9 protein-coding genes and 1 pseudogene are annotated in these 20,048 nt (G+C 63.6%); 1 reads left to right on the top strand and 9 read right to left on the bottom strand.

The window, feature by feature from the left end; translation table 11 throughout:
• From G552_RS16320 to G552_RS0110115, 9 genes and pseudogenes are all read right to left on the bottom strand, one after another.
• A pseudogene (locus G552_RS16320) lies at positions 1-165 on the bottom strand (IS701 family transposase); the annotation flags it as partial.
• 144 nt (positions 166-309) lie between these two features.
• Complete coding sequence (locus G552_RS15225) at positions 310-2,331, bottom strand: 3'-5' exonuclease (protein ID WP_036270643.1); 2,022 nt, start codon at positions 2,329-2,331, stop codon at positions 310-312.
• Between the two features lie 10 nt (positions 2,332-2,341).
• Positions 2,342-7,849, bottom strand: a complete 5,508-nt coding sequence (locus G552_RS0110145) for a DEAD/DEAH box helicase (protein WP_027882936.1) — start codon at positions 7,847-7,849, stop codon at positions 2,342-2,344.
• A 60-nt stretch (positions 7,850-7,909) separates the two neighbouring features.
• Positions 7,910-8,641 carry a hypothetical protein gene (locus G552_RS0110140; protein ID WP_156890725.1) on the bottom strand — a complete coding sequence of 244 codons (732 nt, stop codon included), beginning with the start codon at positions 8,639-8,641 and terminating at the stop codon, positions 7,910-7,912.
• A gap of 204 nt (positions 8,642-8,845) precedes the next feature.
• Positions 8,846-12,808: an Eco57I restriction-modification methylase domain-containing protein gene (locus tag G552_RS0110135; protein ID WP_027882934.1), complete on the bottom strand. Its 3,963-nt coding sequence runs from the start codon at positions 12,806-12,808 to the stop codon at positions 8,846-8,848.
• A 9-nt stretch (positions 12,809-12,817) separates the two neighbouring features.
• A complete protein-coding gene (locus tag G552_RS0110130) occupies positions 12,818-15,556 on the bottom strand; it encodes a helicase-related protein (protein WP_245575174.1) in 2,739 nt (912 codons plus the stop codon).
• A gap of 5 nt (positions 15,557-15,561) precedes the next feature.
• Positions 15,562-17,145 carry a BREX system Lon protease-like protein BrxL gene (brxL, locus tag G552_RS0110125; protein WP_036270639.1) on the bottom strand — a complete coding sequence of 528 codons (1,584 nt, stop codon included), beginning with the start codon at positions 17,143-17,145 and terminating at the stop codon, positions 15,562-15,564.
• A gap of 10 nt (positions 17,146-17,155) precedes the next feature.
• Complete coding sequence (locus tag G552_RS0110120) at positions 17,156-19,216, bottom strand: hypothetical protein (protein ID WP_027882931.1); 2,061 nt, start codon at positions 19,214-19,216, stop codon at positions 17,156-17,158.
• A gap of 4 nt (positions 19,217-19,220) precedes the next feature.
• Entirely contained in the window at positions 19,221-19,754 is a 534-nt protein-coding gene (locus G552_RS0110115) for a hypothetical protein (protein WP_027882930.1), read from the bottom strand.
• Between the two features lie 54 nt (positions 19,755-19,808).
• On the opposite strand from G552_RS0110115, the gene G552_RS0110110 reads away from it, so the two are divergent.
• Positions 19,809-20,048 (top strand): transposase (locus tag G552_RS0110110; protein ID WP_027882929.1); only part of this gene is annotated, 240 nt, incomplete at its 3' end.

Below are 20,048 nucleotides of genomic sequence, written 5' to 3'. Positions count from 1 at the left end.
AAAGGCATCATGGGCGGGAGGGCTCTTCTCCTTTGGACTACAGCGAGCGGCCTCGGTACAGGTGAAGACCCGCTGAGCGGCGATGAGAAAGTGGATGTAGTCCAGGTCATCGCACTTCGGTGGGTTCATGGGCATCACCCCCTTTGGAGAAGCTTGGCTAAGCACTCTCCTCCTAGCACACAGAAGAATGTCCAGTCAACTGCAACTGCGTAACTCCTATTTGGCCAAGTATTCCGATACCTCGAGCGTGAAATGGCCAAGTATTCCGATAGGGGGTGGGGCAAACTAGCCAAGTATTCCGATACCGAGTCACCGAAGCGTAGCGCTAACCCGGGAATTCAGCTGCTCGAGGAAAAAGCTGGGCTCGCCCCAGTATCCCACCCAAAGCCGCTCCCTGGCTCGCGAAAGGGCCACGTAGAGGAGGTTGCGCTCCTGGTTCAGGAGGGCTTCTCGGTCTAGCTCGGAGGGCGCCTGGCGCAGTTGGGACTCCAGGGGGAAAAGATTCCGGTTGGCTCCAAAGACCGCCACTGCCCTGAACTCCAGGCCTTTTACGCCGTGAACCGCCCCCAGGCGAAGCCCTTCGCGGGTGTCTTCTGCCTCTTGAAGTAGGGTGACCGGGATAGAGGCTTGCTTAAGAGCCTCCCTGAGCGCATTGGCTAAATTTTTCATTCGGGTCAGAACACAGATTTCCTCAGCGCGAAGCCCTTGATCTAAAAGCCAGCGCGTCCAGCGAATCAGCTCTGCCGTGCAGGCATTCTGGTCGGCGAAGCCCCGCACCTCGGGGTCGGGGCCTTTAAGAATGGATAGTACTTCGCGAACCTCGCCTTCCACGGTGGGAGGTAGAACCTTTTCCGCGACCCCGGCCACTTCCCGGGTGGTGCGGTAGTTTACCTTGAGCCGGATCGATCGCCCCCGGATCTCGAGGCCTAAAGCTTGCCAGGAAAGGGGCGCTGTGTAAATGCGCTGGGCTGGATCCAAGGCGAAGAAGAGATTATCCGGCGCTTCGTCGGCAAGGGATCGAATAAGCAGGATCTCGGCGGGCCCCAGGTCCTGAGCTTCGTCCACCACTACCGCCCGGAAGCGGGGCAACTCCCCGGCCGCAGCCTTGGCGCGCAGACGATGGGCCAAGCCGTTGAAGGTCAGGAAGCCCTCGGCCTCCATACGGGCCCACACCTTCTGGAAGACCTCAAAGAGCTTGAGGCGCTCGCGGGCGGTTAGGGGTACGCCCCGGCCGGTGCGGGGGAAGGCCCGGTAAGCCTCCCAGGTGTAAAGGCCCCAGGCGTCCACGAAGGCAAACTCAGAAAGGAGGAAGGCTGCGTCCTGGCCGAGACCCTGCCCGGCCTCCAGGAGCCAGGGTTTATAGCGTTTCTCGGTGATGATCCGCGCCTGGCCTGGATGGTGGTTGTGGAGGCGCCATGCCAGGCTATGCAGGTTTTCCACGGTGAGGTTGGGCGGTATCTCTCCCATCAGGAGGCGCAAGCCAGCTTGTAGGCGGGAAGATAGAAAGCGGTTAAAGGAGGTGAGGAGAATGGGTGCCTCCGGGTAGCGGCGGGCCAGGGTGGCTGCCCGGTGGAGGGCCACCACCGTCTTCCCGGTTCCCGCTGGCCCGGTGACCCGTGCGGGGCCTTGAAAGGTGCGCTCAACCGCTTCCTGCTGGGCCGGATGCAGGAAGACCATCCACCGCTCCCAGGGGTAGGACAAAGCCCGGCGCAGCTCGTCCAGGTTCTGGATGAACTGGAGATGTTGCCGCGTGAGGGGATGCTGGGCCAGATCCTCGAGGGTGCTCACCTTGGGAGGGGGCACCACCGTTTTACCTGTATAGAGGTCTAGAAGCCTCTCCTGCACGTCCTGGGGAAGGCCGGAGATGAGATCCGAAAACTGGTCCTCGGTCTCCACAAGAAGCAGGGGCTTGATGTAGGAGGGGGGCACGCCCAGGTCCAGGAGGTAGTCCTCGGGGTAGTTGAAAAGGGGGCGGACCTCCCGGAGCACCACCCTCTTTTCTTCCACCACGCGGAAAATCTGGAGCACACCCGTCCTGGGGTGGACCTCCAACTGGTGGGTTTCGGCCCAGCGATAGGCGTCGTCGTGGTGGCCTGTGTAGGCGAGGATCCAGCCCCCCTCGGCCTGTTCGTAGAGGATAATGCGCAAATCCATGTTGACGTAGGCGGACCAGAACCCTTTGGTCTTAAGCTTTCCCAGCTTGTGCGTCTTGAGGCTTGGATGTTTAGGGTTCTGCAGGAAGAGGAAGACGCTTTCCCGCACCCGGTTCTGCTCCTCACTGGTGAGCTTGGAAAGACTTTTATAAAAAGAGTCCGCGATGGCGGCGTTCATAGGCACCTCCTCACGCTTTCAAGTATGCTGCTACCGCCTCCAAGGGCGCGTCGGGTTTGACCGGGTACCCGAGGGCCTCAAGGCCCTCGGGTACCAGGCGCTTTTCGCCCCAGCGGGCGATGCTCTGGCCCACGATGCGCCCCTCCGCCACCAGGTCCTCCCCCACCTCGGTAGGCGGCGTGAGCCCCATGGCTTTAAGTCCCTCGAGGAGAGGGCGGTAGGCTGGATCCACCAGCGCCAGGGCTTCCGCCCACAGGTCGGGGCTGGTATCTTTGCGCGTCAGCAGCCCGGCCAGCTCTCGGAAGGGCTCGTCCCAAGCCTCTCCCTCCTGGAAAACCACGAAGGGCATCCCCAGAAGGGTAAGCTGGGTGCGAAGTTGCCGGTCTTTTTGGCGACGCTCATCCTCCTGATGGGGTGGCCCATCTACGTAGATCCCCAAGCCCTGATCGTAATAAAAATCAAAGCGAGTGAAGGTCTCCCTCAGGGGAAAGGTGTACTGCGCTCTTTGTGGCAGGGGCACACCCCGGCGGTGGGCTTCTAACAGCCAACGCCGCTCGAGATCGCTCTCGCACTGGGCCAGAAGCCCATCCAGATGGGTTGGGTCCTTTTCTGCAGGCTTGAACTCGAGGCCTTTTAGCTTGTGGAAAAAAGGCAGCACCAGGGTGCGGTCCAGCAAAGGGTGATCCCACTGGTTGCTATAGTCCATGAGGCAGTCGTAGCAAGCCTTTTCGCAGCCTTCCTCCTCAGCGTGCATCAGGCGCAGGGCCACCTCCACCAGCTCGTGGAAGGGGTGCGTTTCCTCTGCCCCGGGCCAGTTGGCCAAAGCCGCCAAGGCTCCCAAGCCCCCTTCCTGCCCTTCCACCAGCACCACCCGGTAGGGAAGCCTGGGCTCAGGGGTAGGCTGAAGAAAGCCGATAAGCTCGTCGTCCGCCAGTTCCAGGGTAATTAGGGCTGCTTTGCGGAAGGCGGACAGCACGCTCTTGTAGAAAGCGTCCACGGCGGGTCCATCCAGATCTAAGGGCCTGGGTATCTCCAGCGCCAGCACATCGCTTTCGGCCCTGGCCTGGATCAGCAGGTTGGGTAAAAGGTCGCTCGCGGTACCCCCCATGGTGCAGCGCCCTTCCTTGCTGTCTTGCCAGGGGTGCTCCTCCAGCTCTTTTTCGGTGAGAAGAAAGCGGCGGCACCGCTTACAAAGAACAAAGCCCCCCCGCAAGGGGTTGTCTTCCTCTTCGTCCAAGAACCAAGAACGCGGCCCCTTATTGAGGGCCACCACCTCGGCGTTGTGCTCGTAGAAAAGCCGTAGCGAATCGGCCTGGAGCGTCTGGGGGTCTTTGGGTCGCCAGTCCCATTCCACCTCGTAACCGAGACGCGAGCGCTCCTCCTCCTCGCTGGAGATGCGCCTTTTGGGTAGACCCAGCACCACCGGCGGCGGTATGAGCCGCACCTCAGTCACTTCTTGGCTTAGATCCCGGCCACAGGCCCGACAGCGCAGGCCCTGGGTTTCGATATGACCGCAAGTGCACCGCTTGCCTTTCTCCAGGGAAGATTCCTTGGGTAAAAAACCCGCCCGCTCGAGGCTATAACGTCGCGAGCCGTAGTAGAGGGTATTGCCGGGAGCCAACTCGGTGAGGGCCGTAAAGGGCGGGCGCTCGATCCGCCGAACCTCCTTGGGCGTAAGGATCTCGGCCCAGGTTCCAGCTCGGGCAAAGGCGTAGTTGGGCAGGAAGCCCCGGCTGCCCAGGTAGCCCCTGAGGTCCAGGTCTATCAGGTGAGTGCGTTGCTCGTCGGCCTTCTGCACCTCCTTTTGGATCTCTTCTCTTTGGTGGTGCTTGGGGGGCATGTGCTTGAGGCGGGTAGCGTACTCCCCATAGCGGGCTTGCGCATCGTGGTACTCCTCGCGCCAGGGAACCATCTCCTGATCGAGTTCTTCCAGGAAGCCCCGCACGGTTTGGCTGATGGTGGCCGGGCTTAGCCAGGGGTAGCGTTTGATCTCCTGGTTGAAGGCCTCCTGTACCGCCGCTTCTATATCGGTCTGGCAGGCCCGAAGCTCTTCGGCGAGCCCCTGGCGGAAAGCGGCTCTGAGCGGGTAGAACTGGGCTTGATCCTCGTAGTCCACGGCCTGACCTACCTTGGCGGGTAGGGAAAAACCCGCTTTCTGGGCCAGTACCTCCAGCACCAAAGCCCGGATGTGGGCCCGGATCAAGCGGGGGTTGTCCAGCAGAAAGCGCGGTGCCTGGATGCTGCCCCGGACCATCTTCTCCGGATAGCGGTAGAAGTACTGGTCGTGCCCGAAGGCGCCCGAGAAGGCCTGGATGAGGGCCGGCTGCCCCTTGCGCCCAGCCCGGCCTGAGCGCTGGGCATAGCTGGCGGGGGAGGGGGGAATGTTGCGCAAGAAGACCGACGAAAGGGCCCCGATGTCGATCCCCATTTCCAGGGTAGGGGTGGCCACCAGGGCGCTCAGGGGGTCTTTGGGGTCGCGGAAACGCTCTTCCAGCTTGCGCCGCTCCTCCCCCGGCACCTGACCCGAATGGGCGCGGGCCTCGAGGGGTACGGGGAAAACCCGCACCCGGTAAAGGGCTTGGTAGAAGGGGTGTACCTCCCGCTCCTCTAGCAGTTGGGTGGGGTACTCCGGGGAGCGATACAGGTGATAGAGAAAGCCCGTGTAGGTGCTGCGAGGGCAGATCAAGTAGCGGCCTTCGGTTTTTTTGATCAAGATAGCGTTGGGGTTCAGCACCAGGCCTGCCACCTCTCCCTTGCCCCAGGCTGGTAGGCTGGCGGTTTGGAGCACCCTATGCTCCTTCAGGGCCTGCACTACCCGCTTGAGCAGGGCTTGGGCCCCTTCGCGGGCCAGGTCGAGGGCCCCCATAGTCCAGCTTTCGAACAGGCTTGGGCGCCGCTCCCCCACCAGGCGGAAAGTGTGGCCAGAGCGCGGGGTCTGAGGGGTGCGGGTTTCCAGCACCACCGCCGAACCCACCGCTTCCACAAAGATCTCCTGGGGGTAGGCGGCCAGTTTTTCCTCGATCTCGAAGCGGAAACGCCAGGGGTTGAAGAACTCGTGGGCAATGGCCCCCCGGCGGCGCATCAGGTCTAGAAGCCCTTGCAGGTAGTCCCGGCGGGCTTCCGGGGCGCCCCCCAGCCCCCCCCAGACCCGCGGGTCCTCGCACACCTCGTCTAGGTGCCGGTAGGTGTATTGCACCAGGCCCGCGGCCTCGAGGTTCTTCAGGTTGGGCTGGGTGTTGCGGGCGGCCTCCTGGATGGCCGCCAGGGCGAGCAGCCGGCGGAAGGCCTGGCCCTCGGGCGCGCCGATATCGTAGAGTTCGCTTAGCTCCTGCCGCGGATCGCTCTTTTTCCAGACCTCAAAGACCCGATCCCCCAGCACGCTCAGGTGAATAGGGCCCTCCCGCAGGATTTCTATCGTGGTCTGGCGGAAGAGCACCTTGCGGAAGAGGTCCTGGAAGTGCCCGGCCTGGAACTCGGCGTCCTGGCGGTTGTCGGTAAAGACGATCATCTTGCGTTCCTGGTTGGGGAGGCTGGCCAGGGTGGAAAGGGTGAGGATATCGGTGGCGGTGGAACGGCCCACCAGGCCAAAGGCCGCCAGCTTGCGGATCTCCCCTCCCCTACGGGTGTGGGCTACCTGGCAGGTGGGGCAGAAACTGAAAGGATACGGCACCACCGCCACCGGCACCCCCCTGCCCTCATCCTGCTGGCCTGTGAAGGGGTCGAGGCGCAGGTTGCTGGGCAGCAGGGCCTGTTTTGCTGGCTTAACCCGGCCATTTTCCAGCCAGTCCTCGGGCAGGGGTTCTTTCTCCATATCCCAAAACCCGGGGCGCAGGTAGCGCACCTGGGCATCGAAGGGGCTCAAAAGCGACGGGCCAGGCAGAAAGGCTTTATCCAGGCGCGCCACCAGGTACTCCTGCCCACAGTTGCGGCAGAACACCAAGGGGTAAGCCGGTTTGCCCTCCAAGAAGCGCTCCCCTTTGAGGGAGAGGCTTTGCAGGTCTAAGGTGGCGGTGAGGTCGGGGGCCTGGGCGTAGAAGGCATGGATGCGGGGGACCAGGTACCCCGTGGCCGCCCCCACCCGGAGGGCCAGGGCCACCTCGTCCCGGGCCTGGTCCTGGGGGACGCCTTCGGCCTCGACGAGCCCCTGGGCCAGCTCGCTTAGGGTCTTGGGCTGGGCCAGGGCCTGTTCCAGGAAGAGGACCACCCGGCGCACCCGCTCCTCGCGCCCGGCCACCGCCTCCTGGAGGTCTTCCGGAAGCTGGGAAAGGTTCAGGGGAGGGGGATCCTCGAGGGTCTCCCCGATGACCCGGGCCACCGATGCGCCAAAGAGGTTTTCCGCGAAGCGGCGGATGGCCTCCTCTCCCCGGTCCACGGTGGCCGAGGTGCCGATGACCTGGAGGCTTTGGGTGGTGCCGGTATGCTGCCGTAGGCGGCGGATGAGCAGGGCCACATCCGCCCCCCGTAGGCCCGCGTAGGTGTGCACCTCGTCCAAGACCAGGTAGCGCAGCAGCCCCCGGTGCTCTGGGGGGAAGAGGTAGCGATCCTCCCCCCGGGTGAGCAAAAGCTCGAGCTGCACGTAGTTGGTCATGAGGATGTCGGGAGGGTGGGCGCGGATTTCCTGGCGGCTCATCACCTCCGCGTCGCTTACGGGGCGCTCGAGGGCGATGCGCTCCCGTAGGGCCTGGCCCTCTTCCTGGGTGAAGGGGGTCTCGCCGTTGTAGAGGGCGATGCGCAGGCCCGAGCCATGGAGCCGCAGGGCGAAGTCCCGGTACTGGGAGTTGGCCAGGGCGTTCATGGGGTAGACGATGACCGCCTTGATCCCAGGCCGCCTCTCCTGTAGGGCGTAGGCCAGGATGGGCATGCCGAAGGCCAGGCTCTTGCCCGAGCCCGTGCCTGTGGCCACCACAAAGCTTTCCCCGGCTAGGGCCGCCCGCAGGGCCTCTTCCTGGTGGAGGTAGGGGTGGAAGGGGGTGCGGTCCTGGAAGTCCTCCGGGCTGCGCCGCAAAAGGGGCCGGATCTCCTCGGGCAGAAGGCCCTCGCGGATGAGCCCGTCCACGCTTTTGCCCAGCCGGTAGCGCCTTTTTTGGGCGATAAAAGGCTCGCGCCAGAGGAGGTCGGCTTCCTCAATGCCTTTTTGGAGGTACTCGGCAATCCGGGGGTTGCGGGGTGCCACAAAGCTCTCGGCATACCCCCGGAAACTCTCCCGGATGCTGTGCAGCTGGCCGAAGGGGTCGCGAGGGGTAGGCCCTCCGGAAAGCGCGGGGGATTCAAGCCCCATCAGGGCGGCCACCGTATGGTGCAGCGCCGCTGGCATGGTGGGGAAACCCAGGCGCACCCTCAGCTCCTCGGGGGGAAGGTTCAGGGCTTTGATGGGGGCTAGAAGTGGCTCCAGGGTCTTGGGATCGGCCTCGGTCTCGCTCCAGTCGAGGCTCTCGCCCCCCACCACACGGGGTAGGACCTGGGTAAACCAGACCTGGGGCTCGAGCCAGCGGGGCAGTTCCTTCAAGCAAACGGGCATATGTCTATGCTAGCCAGGGATCTGAACATAGCCCCAGGTTTTTGACCCACTCCGCAAGAATCAAAAAGGTAGCTCATCCCGCTCGTCCGGGGAATGCCCACCCTGGTTTCCTGTATCGTAGATCCGCCGAATTCCGTGGCGATTCTGCTGGCAAGGCTTCCCACGTGCTTCGGCCAGTTGAATGCACCTATCGGCCTCCTCATCCTGGTCCAAAGCCCTGTAAATGCTTTGAAGCGCACAGTAGGTATACGGGTTTTTCTCTATCCTTAGCGCTTCTTTGCCAAACTCCAGGGCCTCCTGGAGCAACCCTTTATCGTCGGAATGGTAACCATTCCAAATATCGGATATAGCTCCTATTCCAACGTTGAGAAGGGCCGGGCGGCATGTTTCACCTATCCTGTCTTTCCAAGTACGGACAAATGAAAGGGCACCGAAGGGATCTTTCAGATCTTTTCTTTTGGTCCTTGCTATTATGGCAGCCGACCCACAGTTACCCTGCTCAAGCCTGTGCATGTGGTACTCTATGCGGTATTCGGGAGGTACTCGAGAGTCCGGCTCAGGGGCATCTGCCGGGGACTCCTTGAAGGCCACCAGCCACTTGGCCGTCTCGAGGTCGATTATTCCTTGCACCTGTACACCCAAAGACTGGAGTTTTGCCTGCAATCTAAGGGCTTTCTGGAGGTTCACGGCGGCTACTTCGGGTCCAAAAATACGCATGGCATCCCAGAGGGTTGGGCTGTTTTCAATCCAAGGGCCTGCCGGTAGCTGATAGGCAAGAAGCTGGTAGTGCACCTCGCCTCTTGGGGTGCTTACGCGGATGTCCGCAGAGGGGTTACGCAGCCAGCCTTCAAGGGCCTTCCCTAAAGGCGACTGGTCTGTAAAGCTTTGTACTCCATCCGCGGATTCCCCAACAACGACCTCAATCTCCTTATCTTTGTGCTGTAGACGGAACCGAGTCCCCAAAGGCCATTTAGTTTCCATGATTTGCCGACTACTCTACCAAAGCCTCTCCCAGGCCTGCAGCACCAGCCTGCGGGTGCGGTACTCCCCGTAGCGCCGGATGTCCTTGTCCTTGAGCACCCGGAAGGTCTCCCCAGGGAAGCGGCTTGCCTGCACCCGCTTGCGGTAGGCCCGCTCGTCCAGGGGGTCTTCCACCTCCTCGTGGTCGGAGAGGATGTCCGAAAGCTCCTTCTCGGTGAGGTCCTTGGGGTCTAGGATGTAGCGGAGCTGCTTGCGGTTTAGGCCATAAAGCCGGGCGTAGTAGGCGTCCAGCTCGGCCCGCAGCAGGGCGCGGCGCTCCTCGTCCCAGCGGAAGGGCGGGAAGGGGTAGGCGGACTCTAACCAGGAGGGCCGGTTAGGCGGGTGACCGCCGTTGGCTTCCCACTGCCGCTGGAGCAGCTCGCGCAGCTCTTCATCGGCCTCCTCCCAGAGGTCCTGGGCGAAGGGGGCCAGGTCCCAGGCGGTGTAGGTGAGCTCGAGCACACGGGGGACGATGAACCGCAGGTCCCCCGCTTGGTAGGCCGAGGGGGGGAGGACGGGGAGCTGCTTTGTGACGTGGTACTTGAGGTGTGTTCCTCCGGCTTTCTGACGAACCGAATAGTCGAAGACCAGGCTGCTGAGGTTGCCAAGCAGCAAGGCGACCTCATCGGCAGGCCTTGCGGGCAGCATTTGAAGGTAGGTATCCCCTGCACCCACCCTTGGAAAGACGGAGGCGATGAAGGTGCGTTCATCGGTAGACCGTGCGATGTCCCTCCACCCCATCAGCCAGTCCCGCTCCCATCTCCAGATGACCTCACCCTTGCGATCGCGCAGCACCAGGCGCTCCTCCACCTCCTTCTGCGGCACCCAGTAGCGCGGCAGCGGCAGCGCCTCAGGGCTGGCGTGCTCGGCGGGGGTCATATCCCTGATGTCGGCCCCGTTGTAGGTGGCGAAGCGGTGGTCAAAGTGCCAGATGAGCTTGGCCTCGTAGAGGGGCAGGTAGACTTCCTTCCCCCTTATGAAGCGGTTTCCTTCCAATTGGAAGCCCTGGACCTCTAGTTCTTTCTGGGTGCGGAAGAGATTAGAGTCGGTATTCATCATGAACATGAGGAGAAACCGCACCCCCCAGGGGTTCTCCTCCGGCTCCTCTTTCCACAAAACCGGCACCCGCTGGTAGATCTGCTTGGTCAACTCGGCGTCGCTGCGGGTGCGGAAGACCGGACAGGTCTTGGTGTTGGGGTTGAGCAGGGCGAAGTCCTTGGGGGCCAGGCTGAAGACCCGGCTGGGGTCCTCGAGGTGCTCGGTTCGGGTGGCGAAGAAGCTGAACCAGGCGGGTTCGGGCGACCCCTGGCCCCGCAGGACCAGGATGCTGAACTTGTAGGAGCGATGCACCCCAGGAAAGATCCCCTCGCGGTTCTCGAAGTCGTAGAGGGCGGCGAGTTCCCCCTTTGCCACCACATCTGCGAAGAAATGCTGGTTGAAGGCCCCTGTAGCAATTTCCGTAGGGACAATAAGTCCAGCGCGTCCCTTCACATTTAAGAGTTGGCGGGACAGCTCGGCGAAAAGGGGTGCAAGGTTTATCCGCCCATAACTGGTCAGAGGGAAGCGGTTGCTGTAGTGAATGTATGCCTGAGACGACTTAACATCCGCCTGTGCTTCAGCGTAAGCCTGCCAAAGAGTGGGATCCTCTAGGCGAAGCCGCTCAATCATCGCTTTTCGTTTGGCCATGTTGGGGGCTTCGGCAATGTCGGGACGTGTGATGAAAAACTCCCTGTCATCAAACTGCAGCTGTTCCCACGGCGGGTTCCCCAGGACCACATCAAACCCGCCTTGCCCCATCACCTCCGGGAACTCCAGCCACCAGTGGAAGAAGCGGTGGCGGCGCTGGGCGGTTTGGATGGCGGCCAGGGTAGGGGGGGAGAGGTAGGTGGAGTTTTCCCACTGGGCCAGGCTGGCGTGGGCCTGCTGGGCCAGCCAGTTGAGGCCCTGGGCGTCGGGGAGGCGCACGGCGGGGGTGGGGCGCAGGAAAAAAGCGGCCACCCAGTAGTCGGCCAGGCGCTCCCACTTCTGCACGGCTTCGCTCTGGCGCCACTGGGTGTACAGGCGGCGCTTTTTCTCTACGTCCTGCACACTTTTTTCTTCGTAGTCGAGGGGCGGGGGTGGGGGTGGGTTGTCCAGGGCCAGGGGGGTTTTGCCGGGCTTCTTGGTAAAGCTCAGGCCTTTCACCACCTCGGCTGGCACGCCCTCGCGCTTGTAGGCCTCCTTGGGAATGCCCATTTCCAGAAAGTCGCGGGGAGCCCCCACCAGAGAGTTGCCCACCTTGAGGTGGTGGTCCAGGAAAGAGAGGGGGCGGCCCCGGGCCGCGGCGGCAATCCACAGAGAAAGCTTGGCCAGCTCTACCGCCATGGGGTTGAGGTCTACGCCGTATATGCAGCGGGCGGCCACCTCGTGCCGGGCTTCCTCGTAGAGCCGGGCAAACTCGGACTGGGGGTTGGCCTTTTGTCGCAGCTCGGCCAGCCGCTGGGCCAGGTACTCCAAAGCCGAGATCAGGAAGGCCCCCGAGCCCATGGCGGGGTCAATGACCCGCAGGGAGAGCAAGGCACTGACCTGGGCCTCGAGATCCTCACCGGCGGCTTTCAATCGCTCTTCCAGCACCGGGGCCAGCGCTTCTTGCACCACTAGCTGCACCAGCTCGCGGGGGGTGTAGTAGCTGCCCGAGGACTTGCGCTCCAGCAGATGGCTCTCCAGGCTGTAGCGGCCCTCCACCAGGCGGGGCGAAAGGGCCAGGATTTCTTCGTATACATGGCCTATCTCTTCGACCTCGAGGTCTCGGTAGTTCACCCGCTCCAACGCCCCTTCCCGCTCCACAAAAGCTAGGTAGCGTATGGCCTCCAGCAGCTCGCTGTTTTTGGGTGAACGGCCCCGCTGGGTGAGGGTGGCGATGGCCTCGGGGGCAAAGAGCTCCCCGTTCAGGGCGGGCACCCCCAGGGCCTCGTCCCCTTCGTGCACCAGCCGGAAGGTGAGCAGCAGCTTGGCCCACAAATCGGTCTGGTCATCGCGCTGGAAGCGCAGCCGGGCCGCCCGCTCCCGCAGGGCCAGCAGGCTATACTCCCGCTCGTAGACCCAGGATAGCTGCCCTTCGTGCGGTATCAGCGCGCGCTGCTCGGCGTAGAACAAAAAGAGCAGGCGGTAGACCAGGCGCAAAACCTCCTGGTGGTAGGCCTGCAGGCGCTCGGGACTCTGGCACAAAGCCCGCAGCTCCTCGCTCAAGAAGGCGTTGCCCAGGACCTCGAGGGCCCGCACCACGCCTTTTTTCAGGGCATCCTTGGCCCGCACCCCCACCTCGCGGGCCAGGCGGCGGTAGCGGTCCAGGGGGGCTTCGCCCTGGGTCTGCTGAAAGCGGCTCTGCGAAAGCAACAGATAGAGGACCTGAAACTCCCTCAGGGCCGCCTGGCGGGGAGCCTCAAAGAGCTCGCCTGGGTAGAAGGCCACGTAGCCGGGGGTGGAAACATGGTAGTACCTGCCCAACAAACGCACCTCACGGGGGTTGGCCACCACCCCCCAGGCCTGCTCCGGGTGCAGGTTCAGGTAGGCCTGGAGCAGTCCGTGGGGGCTTTTGCCCCGGTGGGTGGGCTTCTCATCCAGGTCCTGCAACACCAGGTGCAACGGGGGGGCCTCCTCCTGGTTCCAGCCTAGGTGGCTTATGGGAAAAGTCTGCTCCTCCACCTGGAGGTGGGCCCGGTTGTACACCGGATCAAAGCCCAAGACCCGGAAAAAAGGGATCAGCCATGACTCCCGGGCCTGGGAGACATCGGGGAACTCGAGCGGGCGCACCCGTTCGTACAGGCTGAAGAGGGCCAGGAACTTTTCCTCCAGCTCCTCTAGCGAAAGGCCCACTTCCTTCAGGGCTTCGGGGCGGGTTAGACTGGAGAGAAATTCCTCGGTCAGAAGACCGCCGGAGATGCGGACGCTGTAGAACATGTGCTGCTCCTATCGGTTGCGGCCTACCAACACCGTTACTGCCAGCAATTCTTGCCCCAAAAATTCCAGCCTGTCCAGCTCCTGGAAAGCCTCCGGCAAGCTTCCGTAGGCCCGCTCCAGGTCGCCCCGCAAAGCTGTACGCTCCTGCCTGAGCTTTTCCAGCGCCTCCAGGGCGCCTTTTTCCCCCATCGCCTCCAGGGGGGCCTGGAGGGCCGTGCGGGCCAGGTCGCGCATCTGCTCCTTGCTGAGGAATGGGGCTGTTTTTTCCCGCCGCCTCCACAAGTCTTCGGCCTCCTGCGGGGAAAGCTCCTTTCCATCCAGCAGGCGAAGGGCTTTGCGGAACTGATGCTCCATCGCCTCCCCCTGGGGGCCCAGAAACCGGGCCCGGTAGTGGTAGAAGGCCACCGGTGGGGTGGCCGCCGCCACCGTCAGGAAGGCGGTGCGGGCCCCATCCAGATCCCGGTAGGCCCGGAAGCGCAGGTGGGCCACCAGGTGCTCGACCACCGGGTGGGCCAGGTCCAGTACCTCCACCCCCAAAGGGGCCTCGGGGTCGAAGCTGAAGGGGCCGAAGGTGGGCTCGAGTCCCGGTATCGCCTCCCCCGCCCCCTGATGGGCGGTGTAGGGGCCCTGCCCCTGGATCTGCCAGCCCAGGTAGCGAAGCCCATCCAGCACAAAGCTTTCCAGCGATTGATGACCCCCTATTCTGTCCACGGCCTCTTGCAAGCGCCGTTCCACATCGGGCAGGCTGAACTCGCTGTGGCCGTAGAAGCCTTCCTGCACCACCCGCTGGGCCATAGAGGCTTCCTCGGCCTCTTGGAAAAGACCCGCCTGGCCCAGCCGTTCCCCCCGCCAGTCCTGGGTCCAGAGGGCCTCGAGGCTCTGCCGCAGGTACCCTTCGTCCCCGAAGAAAGCCGGCACCACCCCCATCTCCCGGCGGATCCGCTCGGCCTTCTCCAGCAGAAGCTTGAACACCGCCACATCAAAAGAGCGCTGGTAGTACAAGGTGCGCAGGCGGACCGTGGGTTCGGGCTGGCCGAAGCGGTCTATGCGCCCATTGCGCTGCTCTAGGCGGTTGGGGTTCCAGGGCAGGTCGTAGTGCACCAGCCGGGCGGCGTAATGCTGGAGGTTGAGCCCCTCTGAAAACACATCGGTGGCCACCAGCACCGCCTGCTTCTGCTGGGCAAAGGCCAGAAGCACCTCCTCCCGGTTGCGCTCGCTCATCTCGCCATGCACCCCAAAAACCGGCTGTGCAAGGGCTTCCGGCAAGCTCTGCACAAGGTGTTCTAAGGTGTCTTTGTAGCGGGTGAAGACCAGGACCCGCCCCTCCCCCATGCGCAAAGGGTCCTTTAGCAGCTCGATCAGGGTCTCGAATTTGCTATCCCGGCGGCTTCGTTTGAGGTGTTGCAGCAGGGTCTCCAGGTAGGCTTTCTCGGCCTGGACCCGGGCCGCATCGGCTAAGGAGAGCTCGAGGCTCACCTCCGCTTCCTCGGGCAGAAGGCGCTCGGGAGCGGTATCCAAGAGGGCGGCCAGGCCTTCCTGGGTAGGAGGCCCCGCCACCAGGGTCTCCAGGGCCGCGATCCGCCGCTTGAGGCTCTTCTCGAGGGCTTTGGGGGAGCTGGTGGCCCGGCGCATCAGGTGCAGGGCCAGCCACCGCCCAAGCTGGGGCACCTTGGCCGGATCGGGGTCAAACACCTCGGCCTGGTAACGGCGCACCGCCTCAAAGAGCTCCACCTCGGCGCGGCTCGGCTCCACTGCTACCTCTTTGGCTTCCCGCTGGGGAAAGGGGCTTCTTTTTCCCTCGCGGCGGAACCAGTCCTCCACATCCCGACGCCGCCGCTGCACCACGTGTTTTTTGGCGGCTTCCCGGTCCAGGGCCCCCTCCTTGAAGAGGCCCAGGCCCGCCTGGTCCAGGTGCTCGAGCAGGCTGTAAAAACTCTCGGTGTAGCCGTTATGGGGGGTGGCCGTGGCCAGGAGGAGGTGGGGGACCCGCCTCGCCAGCTCCCGCACCAGGCGGAACCGCTCCATCTGGCTGCCCTTCTCGGTAGGCGGGCGGGCGGCCATATGGGCCTCATCCACCAGAACCAGATCCCAGTCCTGGAAGAGCACCTGGGGACGGATCCCATCCTGTTTCGCGTAGTCTATGCTGGCCACCACCAGGTCGTGCATGCTCCAGGGGTTGGCCCCTGGGGGCAGGGTGCGGGCCAGACGCTTGAGGTGGCTCCCGGAGAGCACCACAAAATCCAGATGAAAGAAGCGGCGCAAAGCCTCCTGCCACTGGGCCAGCAGGTGCGCCGGGGCCAGGACCAGCACCCGGCGGGCCTTGCTGCGCACCAGCAGCTCCTTGACGATCAGGCCCGCCTCGATGGTCTTGCCCAGGCCCACATCATCGGCGATAAGCAGCCGCACCTTGGGCTGCCGCAAAGCCATCAGCAAAGGAACTAGCTGGTAGTTGGCCGGGACCACCCGGGAACGCTGCAAGGCTAAAAAGGGGGCGTCGGCGTGCAGGGCGCTCAGGGTAAGGGCTCGCAGGAGCAGGTCGTGGAGGGCGGGGTCCCCGGGGGATTCGGGCGGGTAGCCCAGGGTGGTCAGTTTTAGGCTGGACCCTTCCAAAGGCAGATAGAAGAGGGCTTCTTCCTCGCTGTCCACCGTGCGGGCAAAGAGAAGCTCCCCCTCTTTGCGCTCCAAACGGTAATCCCGGCCTCGAGCCCGAAACAAGGCCCCCGGTTTGAGAAGTTCGACCACCTCCATAGGCGTCATTGTAGGCCCAAGAAGCGCAGCACCTCATCGGGCAGGGTGTGGGGCGCTACCGACAGCCCCTGGCCCGTTACACCCTGGGGTAGAAGACGTTTGTCTCCCCAGCGGGCCAGGCTTTGGCTCATCTCGCCGTTGGTGCCGGGCAGATCTTCGGGGCCTTCGCTAGGCGGAGGTGCTCCGCGTTGCTGGAGGGCCCGAAAAAGAGGGTGATAGGCCTCGTCCAGCAGGGTAAAAAGCTCTTCCCAACCCAGGCCGGGTTCCCCCCGCCTGCGCGGGGGGAATTCCAGGGGGTTATAGTGGCTCATCTCCTGGTAGACCCGTTCGCGGAGCTCGAGGGCGAAGTCAGCCAGGTCCTGCACCCGGCTTTCTGGCCAGTCGCGGCCGGGGTAGAGGAGCTTCAAAAGCCCCGATACCCACTTGCGCACCGCCCGGGCATCCCGCTGGGTAAGCCCCTTGGGAAGCGCCAGGGGGGGGTCAAAGGCGAGGGGGCGAAGTTTCTTGAAGGCCGCGCTCAGGTAGTCCACCACCAGCCCCGGCCCCTGGTAGAGCAGCTCGGGGGAGATCTTGGGGAACTCGTGGCCCGGCAGAAGCCCATGGATGCGGTCCAAGAGGGCGGTATCCCCCCGCAGGCCCTGGGGGAGCACCTGGGTGAGGGGTACCTCAGGCCGGTCGGTGTTGCCCAGGAAGACCAAGGAGGCCTCGGCGGTCAGGGTTCTGCCCCCGCGGCTGAACTGGCCCGACTCCATGTAGTCCTTGAGAATGGACAGAATGGAAGGGTCTTCCCAGGCGGTGTGGGCCACCTCGTCAAAGATCAGCACCTGGTAGGTGGGGATGAGGCCCGGCTTGCGGGTGAGCTGGTTATAGTAAAGAACCGCAGGCGTGACCTTGCCCCCAGAGATAACGAAGGCTTCTGGGGATAGGTTGCGCAGCAGGTAGGTCTTCCCCGTCTGTCGGGGGCCCAGCTCCATCAGGTGCAGGTTGGGTTCTACCAGGGGGGCCAGGCGGGCCAGGTATAAAAGCTTCTGTCTGGGAGTTAGCCCCTCGGGGTTGAGCCCCACGCTGGCCAGAAGAAAATCGGTCCACTCCGCCTCGGTAAAGGCCTGGCGGCCCTTCAGGAAAGGCTCCAGGGAGTTCAGGCTGGTCTGGAAGGGGACAAACTGCTTGACCCTTACCGGGCTTCTCCCCCCTTCGTATTCCAGCTCCAAGGTGCCCCAAAGGCCGTAGAGGACGCCGGGGTGCTGCTCCGGCAGGTGGTAGTCTACCTCCGCCGGGTACTCGCCCAGGCTGGGGAGCTGGGCCCGGTGGCTCCCCGTGTTGAGGTCCACCCGAACCTCGAGGCGGTCGATGAGCACCTTGCGTTTGTGGCGCAGGAGCTGGTCTTTGAGCCACTCCTGGTGTCCGGGGCCCAGGTAGAGTTCCTCCAGTTTCTGGCGCACCTTGTCCACCGCCTCGAGCGTGCCGCCCGCCTTGGCTAGCAAGTACTCCACCACAAACCGGGGTAGGCGGTGGAACGAGGTTTCCTGCAACAGCCTTTTTTCCAGCACATAACCTGCGAACGCTTCCAGGGCTTTTTCCTTAAACACAGGGCCTCCTTCACTTGAATATCTCGTCCAGCAGAGGGTTATGCCGGATCAACACCTCCTCCCCAAGAGGGGCGGGGGATGTGGGGGGGTTCTCCTCCCCGTACGATTCAGGGGTCAGTGGGGTAGTTCCCTCCAAAAACTGCTCTGGCACTAAAGGGAAAACCATCCGAAACAGGATCCCCTCCCCAGGAAGCCAGCTTTCCTGGTCGTAGGCCTCCCCCCACCGCGCCTTGGGGTTCGGGCCCAGCACGTAGGCGTACTGGCGGTGCTCCGGCCAGTTGTGCACCAGCACCCGGGGTGCTCCAGCGACCACCAGCGTAGACCAGAGCACCTCGTCCGGGGTGGAAAGCTGCACCGGGCCCAGGCGCTTTGCCAACCACTGGGCCACTTCCCGCAGGCGGTTTTCAAAGCCCTTCAGATCGTTGTCCCAGAAAGCCTCGAGGACCCCCTCCTTAACCAGGTAGTGGGCCGCAGCCCGCACCTTGGGGTGGGTGGAGGGGACGTGTTGAGGGATACGCACGACCAGGGGGTTGTCCTCGGGATGAACGCGGGAGGGAACAAACCCCTTAGCCAGGGTAAGGGCCCGCTTAGCCCGCTCTTGCTCCCGCTTTAGGGCCTCGAGATACCTGTTGACCAAAGCGAAGCGGTCGAGCACCTCCCCGAAGAAGAGGTGGCGCTGGGTGAGGCGCTCTTGCTGGGGATGGGCCTCCTGGAGCAGGTGCCAGGCATTGCCGCAGAGCCGCTTGCGAATCGAGGCCGTCTCCGACCCGGACTCGGGTGGGGTCGCCGGGCCCAGACGGTTTGTGAACCACTGCGTCCACCGTTTGGGGCGGTTGGATGGAGGCGGTGGGTTATCCACCTCCTTTTCCCAGCGCTCCCGGTTGGTCTGGAACCGCTCTTCCAAGGTAGCCAGCTCCCTGCTGGCTTGCTGGGCCTCAGGGTCGTGCTGTAGGAAAAAGGCGACATTGCCCTCCTCCAGGGCCTGATCCACCGGCTCCAGCGCTTTTTCCAGCGTCCGGATTTCCTGCTGAAGATCCTCACGCCCCCCCAGGCCTCCCCGCTGTATTCGCACCCGAAGGCGGTTAAGGCGGGCCCGCTTCTCGGCCACCCCGGCGGTTTTGTCCAGGGTTTCTAAAAGCGCCGTGCGCTCGTCCTCCGCGCGCTGGAGGGCTTTTTTTAGGCGGGCCAGGCTTTTGGGTAAAGCAGGCAGGCCCAACAGCAAAGCCTGGCGTCCGAGTTCGTAGGGAGCGGGGCTCTCGAGGGGTAATAGGGCTTGCTCCACGGCCAGGCTGGCCGCAGCCCGCTGCTCCTGGCGGTACCTATCCCAGTTGGGGTTACTCCAATTGGGGTGGGCATCGCAGCTTGTCCGTTCCGGGCGGGCCGGAGGGGGGGTCGGCTGGAAGGCCCATGAGGGAGGAGGCGGCACCTCGGGAGGTACACCCAGCTCCATCTGCCGAATCGCCTCCCACAGGATGGGCACCAGGGTTTGGGGGTTTGGCTGCTCCATTTCCAGCCGGGCTATGCCAAGCCCCACCCAGTCCCGTCCCTTTTCCGGTTGGAGCGGGGCCTGGGAGGCTACTAGGGCCTCCACGAAGTGCTGCACCCAGACGGCCAGGTGCTCTTCTTTGGGCAAATAGAGGCCGTTTCTGGCCCAGCGGGAGACCGGCCAGACCCGCGTGGGAGGGTGGTGGTCGGGATTCGGCGGGAAGTGTGCCAGGTTCTCGGGTTCCCGCAGGAAGAGCACCAGGTGCAACCGCAGCTCCATCCCGGCCCAGGGCCCATTGCCTATCTTCTGTTCTAGTCTATCTACGAAGCCCGGTAGGCCCGCTGCATCCCCGGAAGCGAGGACCGCCAGCGTCAGGGCGGGGTCGGGTTCATAGCCTTTGCGGCGGAGTTCCAGTTGGCGGGACTGGGCCAGCAGGGAGACCAGGGCCCCATCCAGCGAATCCGGGCGCGCGACCTCGAGGGCCAGCGCTTTGGGCCCCAGTCGCTCCAGCCACAGGGGTTCGGCTACCCGCACCAGGGCCTCAGCGAGCCCCGGAAAGGCGACCAACACAGTGGGGTGCAGCATGACGCTAGAGGGTGGGGAAGTCATCCTGACCAGCGTTGGGGCGCAGGGCGACCAGCTCTTCCCGCCACCGCTGCAAAACCGCTAGCTCTTGCTGGAATACCTCCCTATCCTCGTCGCTGAAGGAGGCGTCTTCCAGCTTTTGCTCCCTCGAGCTGATGACCTCGGGAAGCCTGAGCTTAAGTCCTTCCAGTGCCTGTGGATCGCGCCGGCGTCCACCTTCTTCCTTCTTCACCTGGGCTTCCAGCTCCTTGAAGGCGAAGAAGTCTTTCCGGAGAGCCGCTAAGGCATCCGCCGGGGTAGTGCCCAGCACGTGTCTTCTTGCAGTCCCCTGCCTACGATCGGTGAAGCCGTAACCCGCCTCATGGGTGAGCAGGCCCAGTGCCCGGGCCTTGGTCCAGACCTCGGCCACCTCCTCCTTGCTCGGGGTGGGAAAGAGGTCTTCGAGGCCCTCCTCCCAGTCCCGGTGGACGTGGAAACTCCTTTCCCTTGCCAGGGCCTCGTACTTTTCCCGGTAAATCTGGATGAAGTGCTGCCCCAAATTTGGACCACCCCAAGAGAGAGACCGAGGGGTGTAGCCTGAAGGGGTAGCGAGATGCGCAGGTGGTCAGCGAAGGAAAAGGTAAAAATTGTGTTGGAGGTCTTGTCGGGTCAAAGGACCGTGGCCGAAGCCTGCCGAGCTCACGAGGTCGCAGAGTCCGTGCTCTACAGGTGGCAACGGGCGTTCTTGGATAACGCCCATGCCGCCTTCTCCCATAGCTGCGCAGAACAAGAGGCCCGCGTCCGCGAACTGGAACGCTTGGTCGGCCAGATGGCCCTGGAGCTGGAGGTCCTA

This window comes from Meiothermus rufus DSM 22234, assembly GCF_000423425.1.
Lineage (GTDB): Bacteria > Deinococcota > Deinococci > Deinococcales > Thermaceae > Meiothermus > Meiothermus rufus.
The sequence above is the reverse complement of the archived record's forward strand: the minus strand, read 5'-3'. Positions and strand labels throughout refer to the sequence as shown.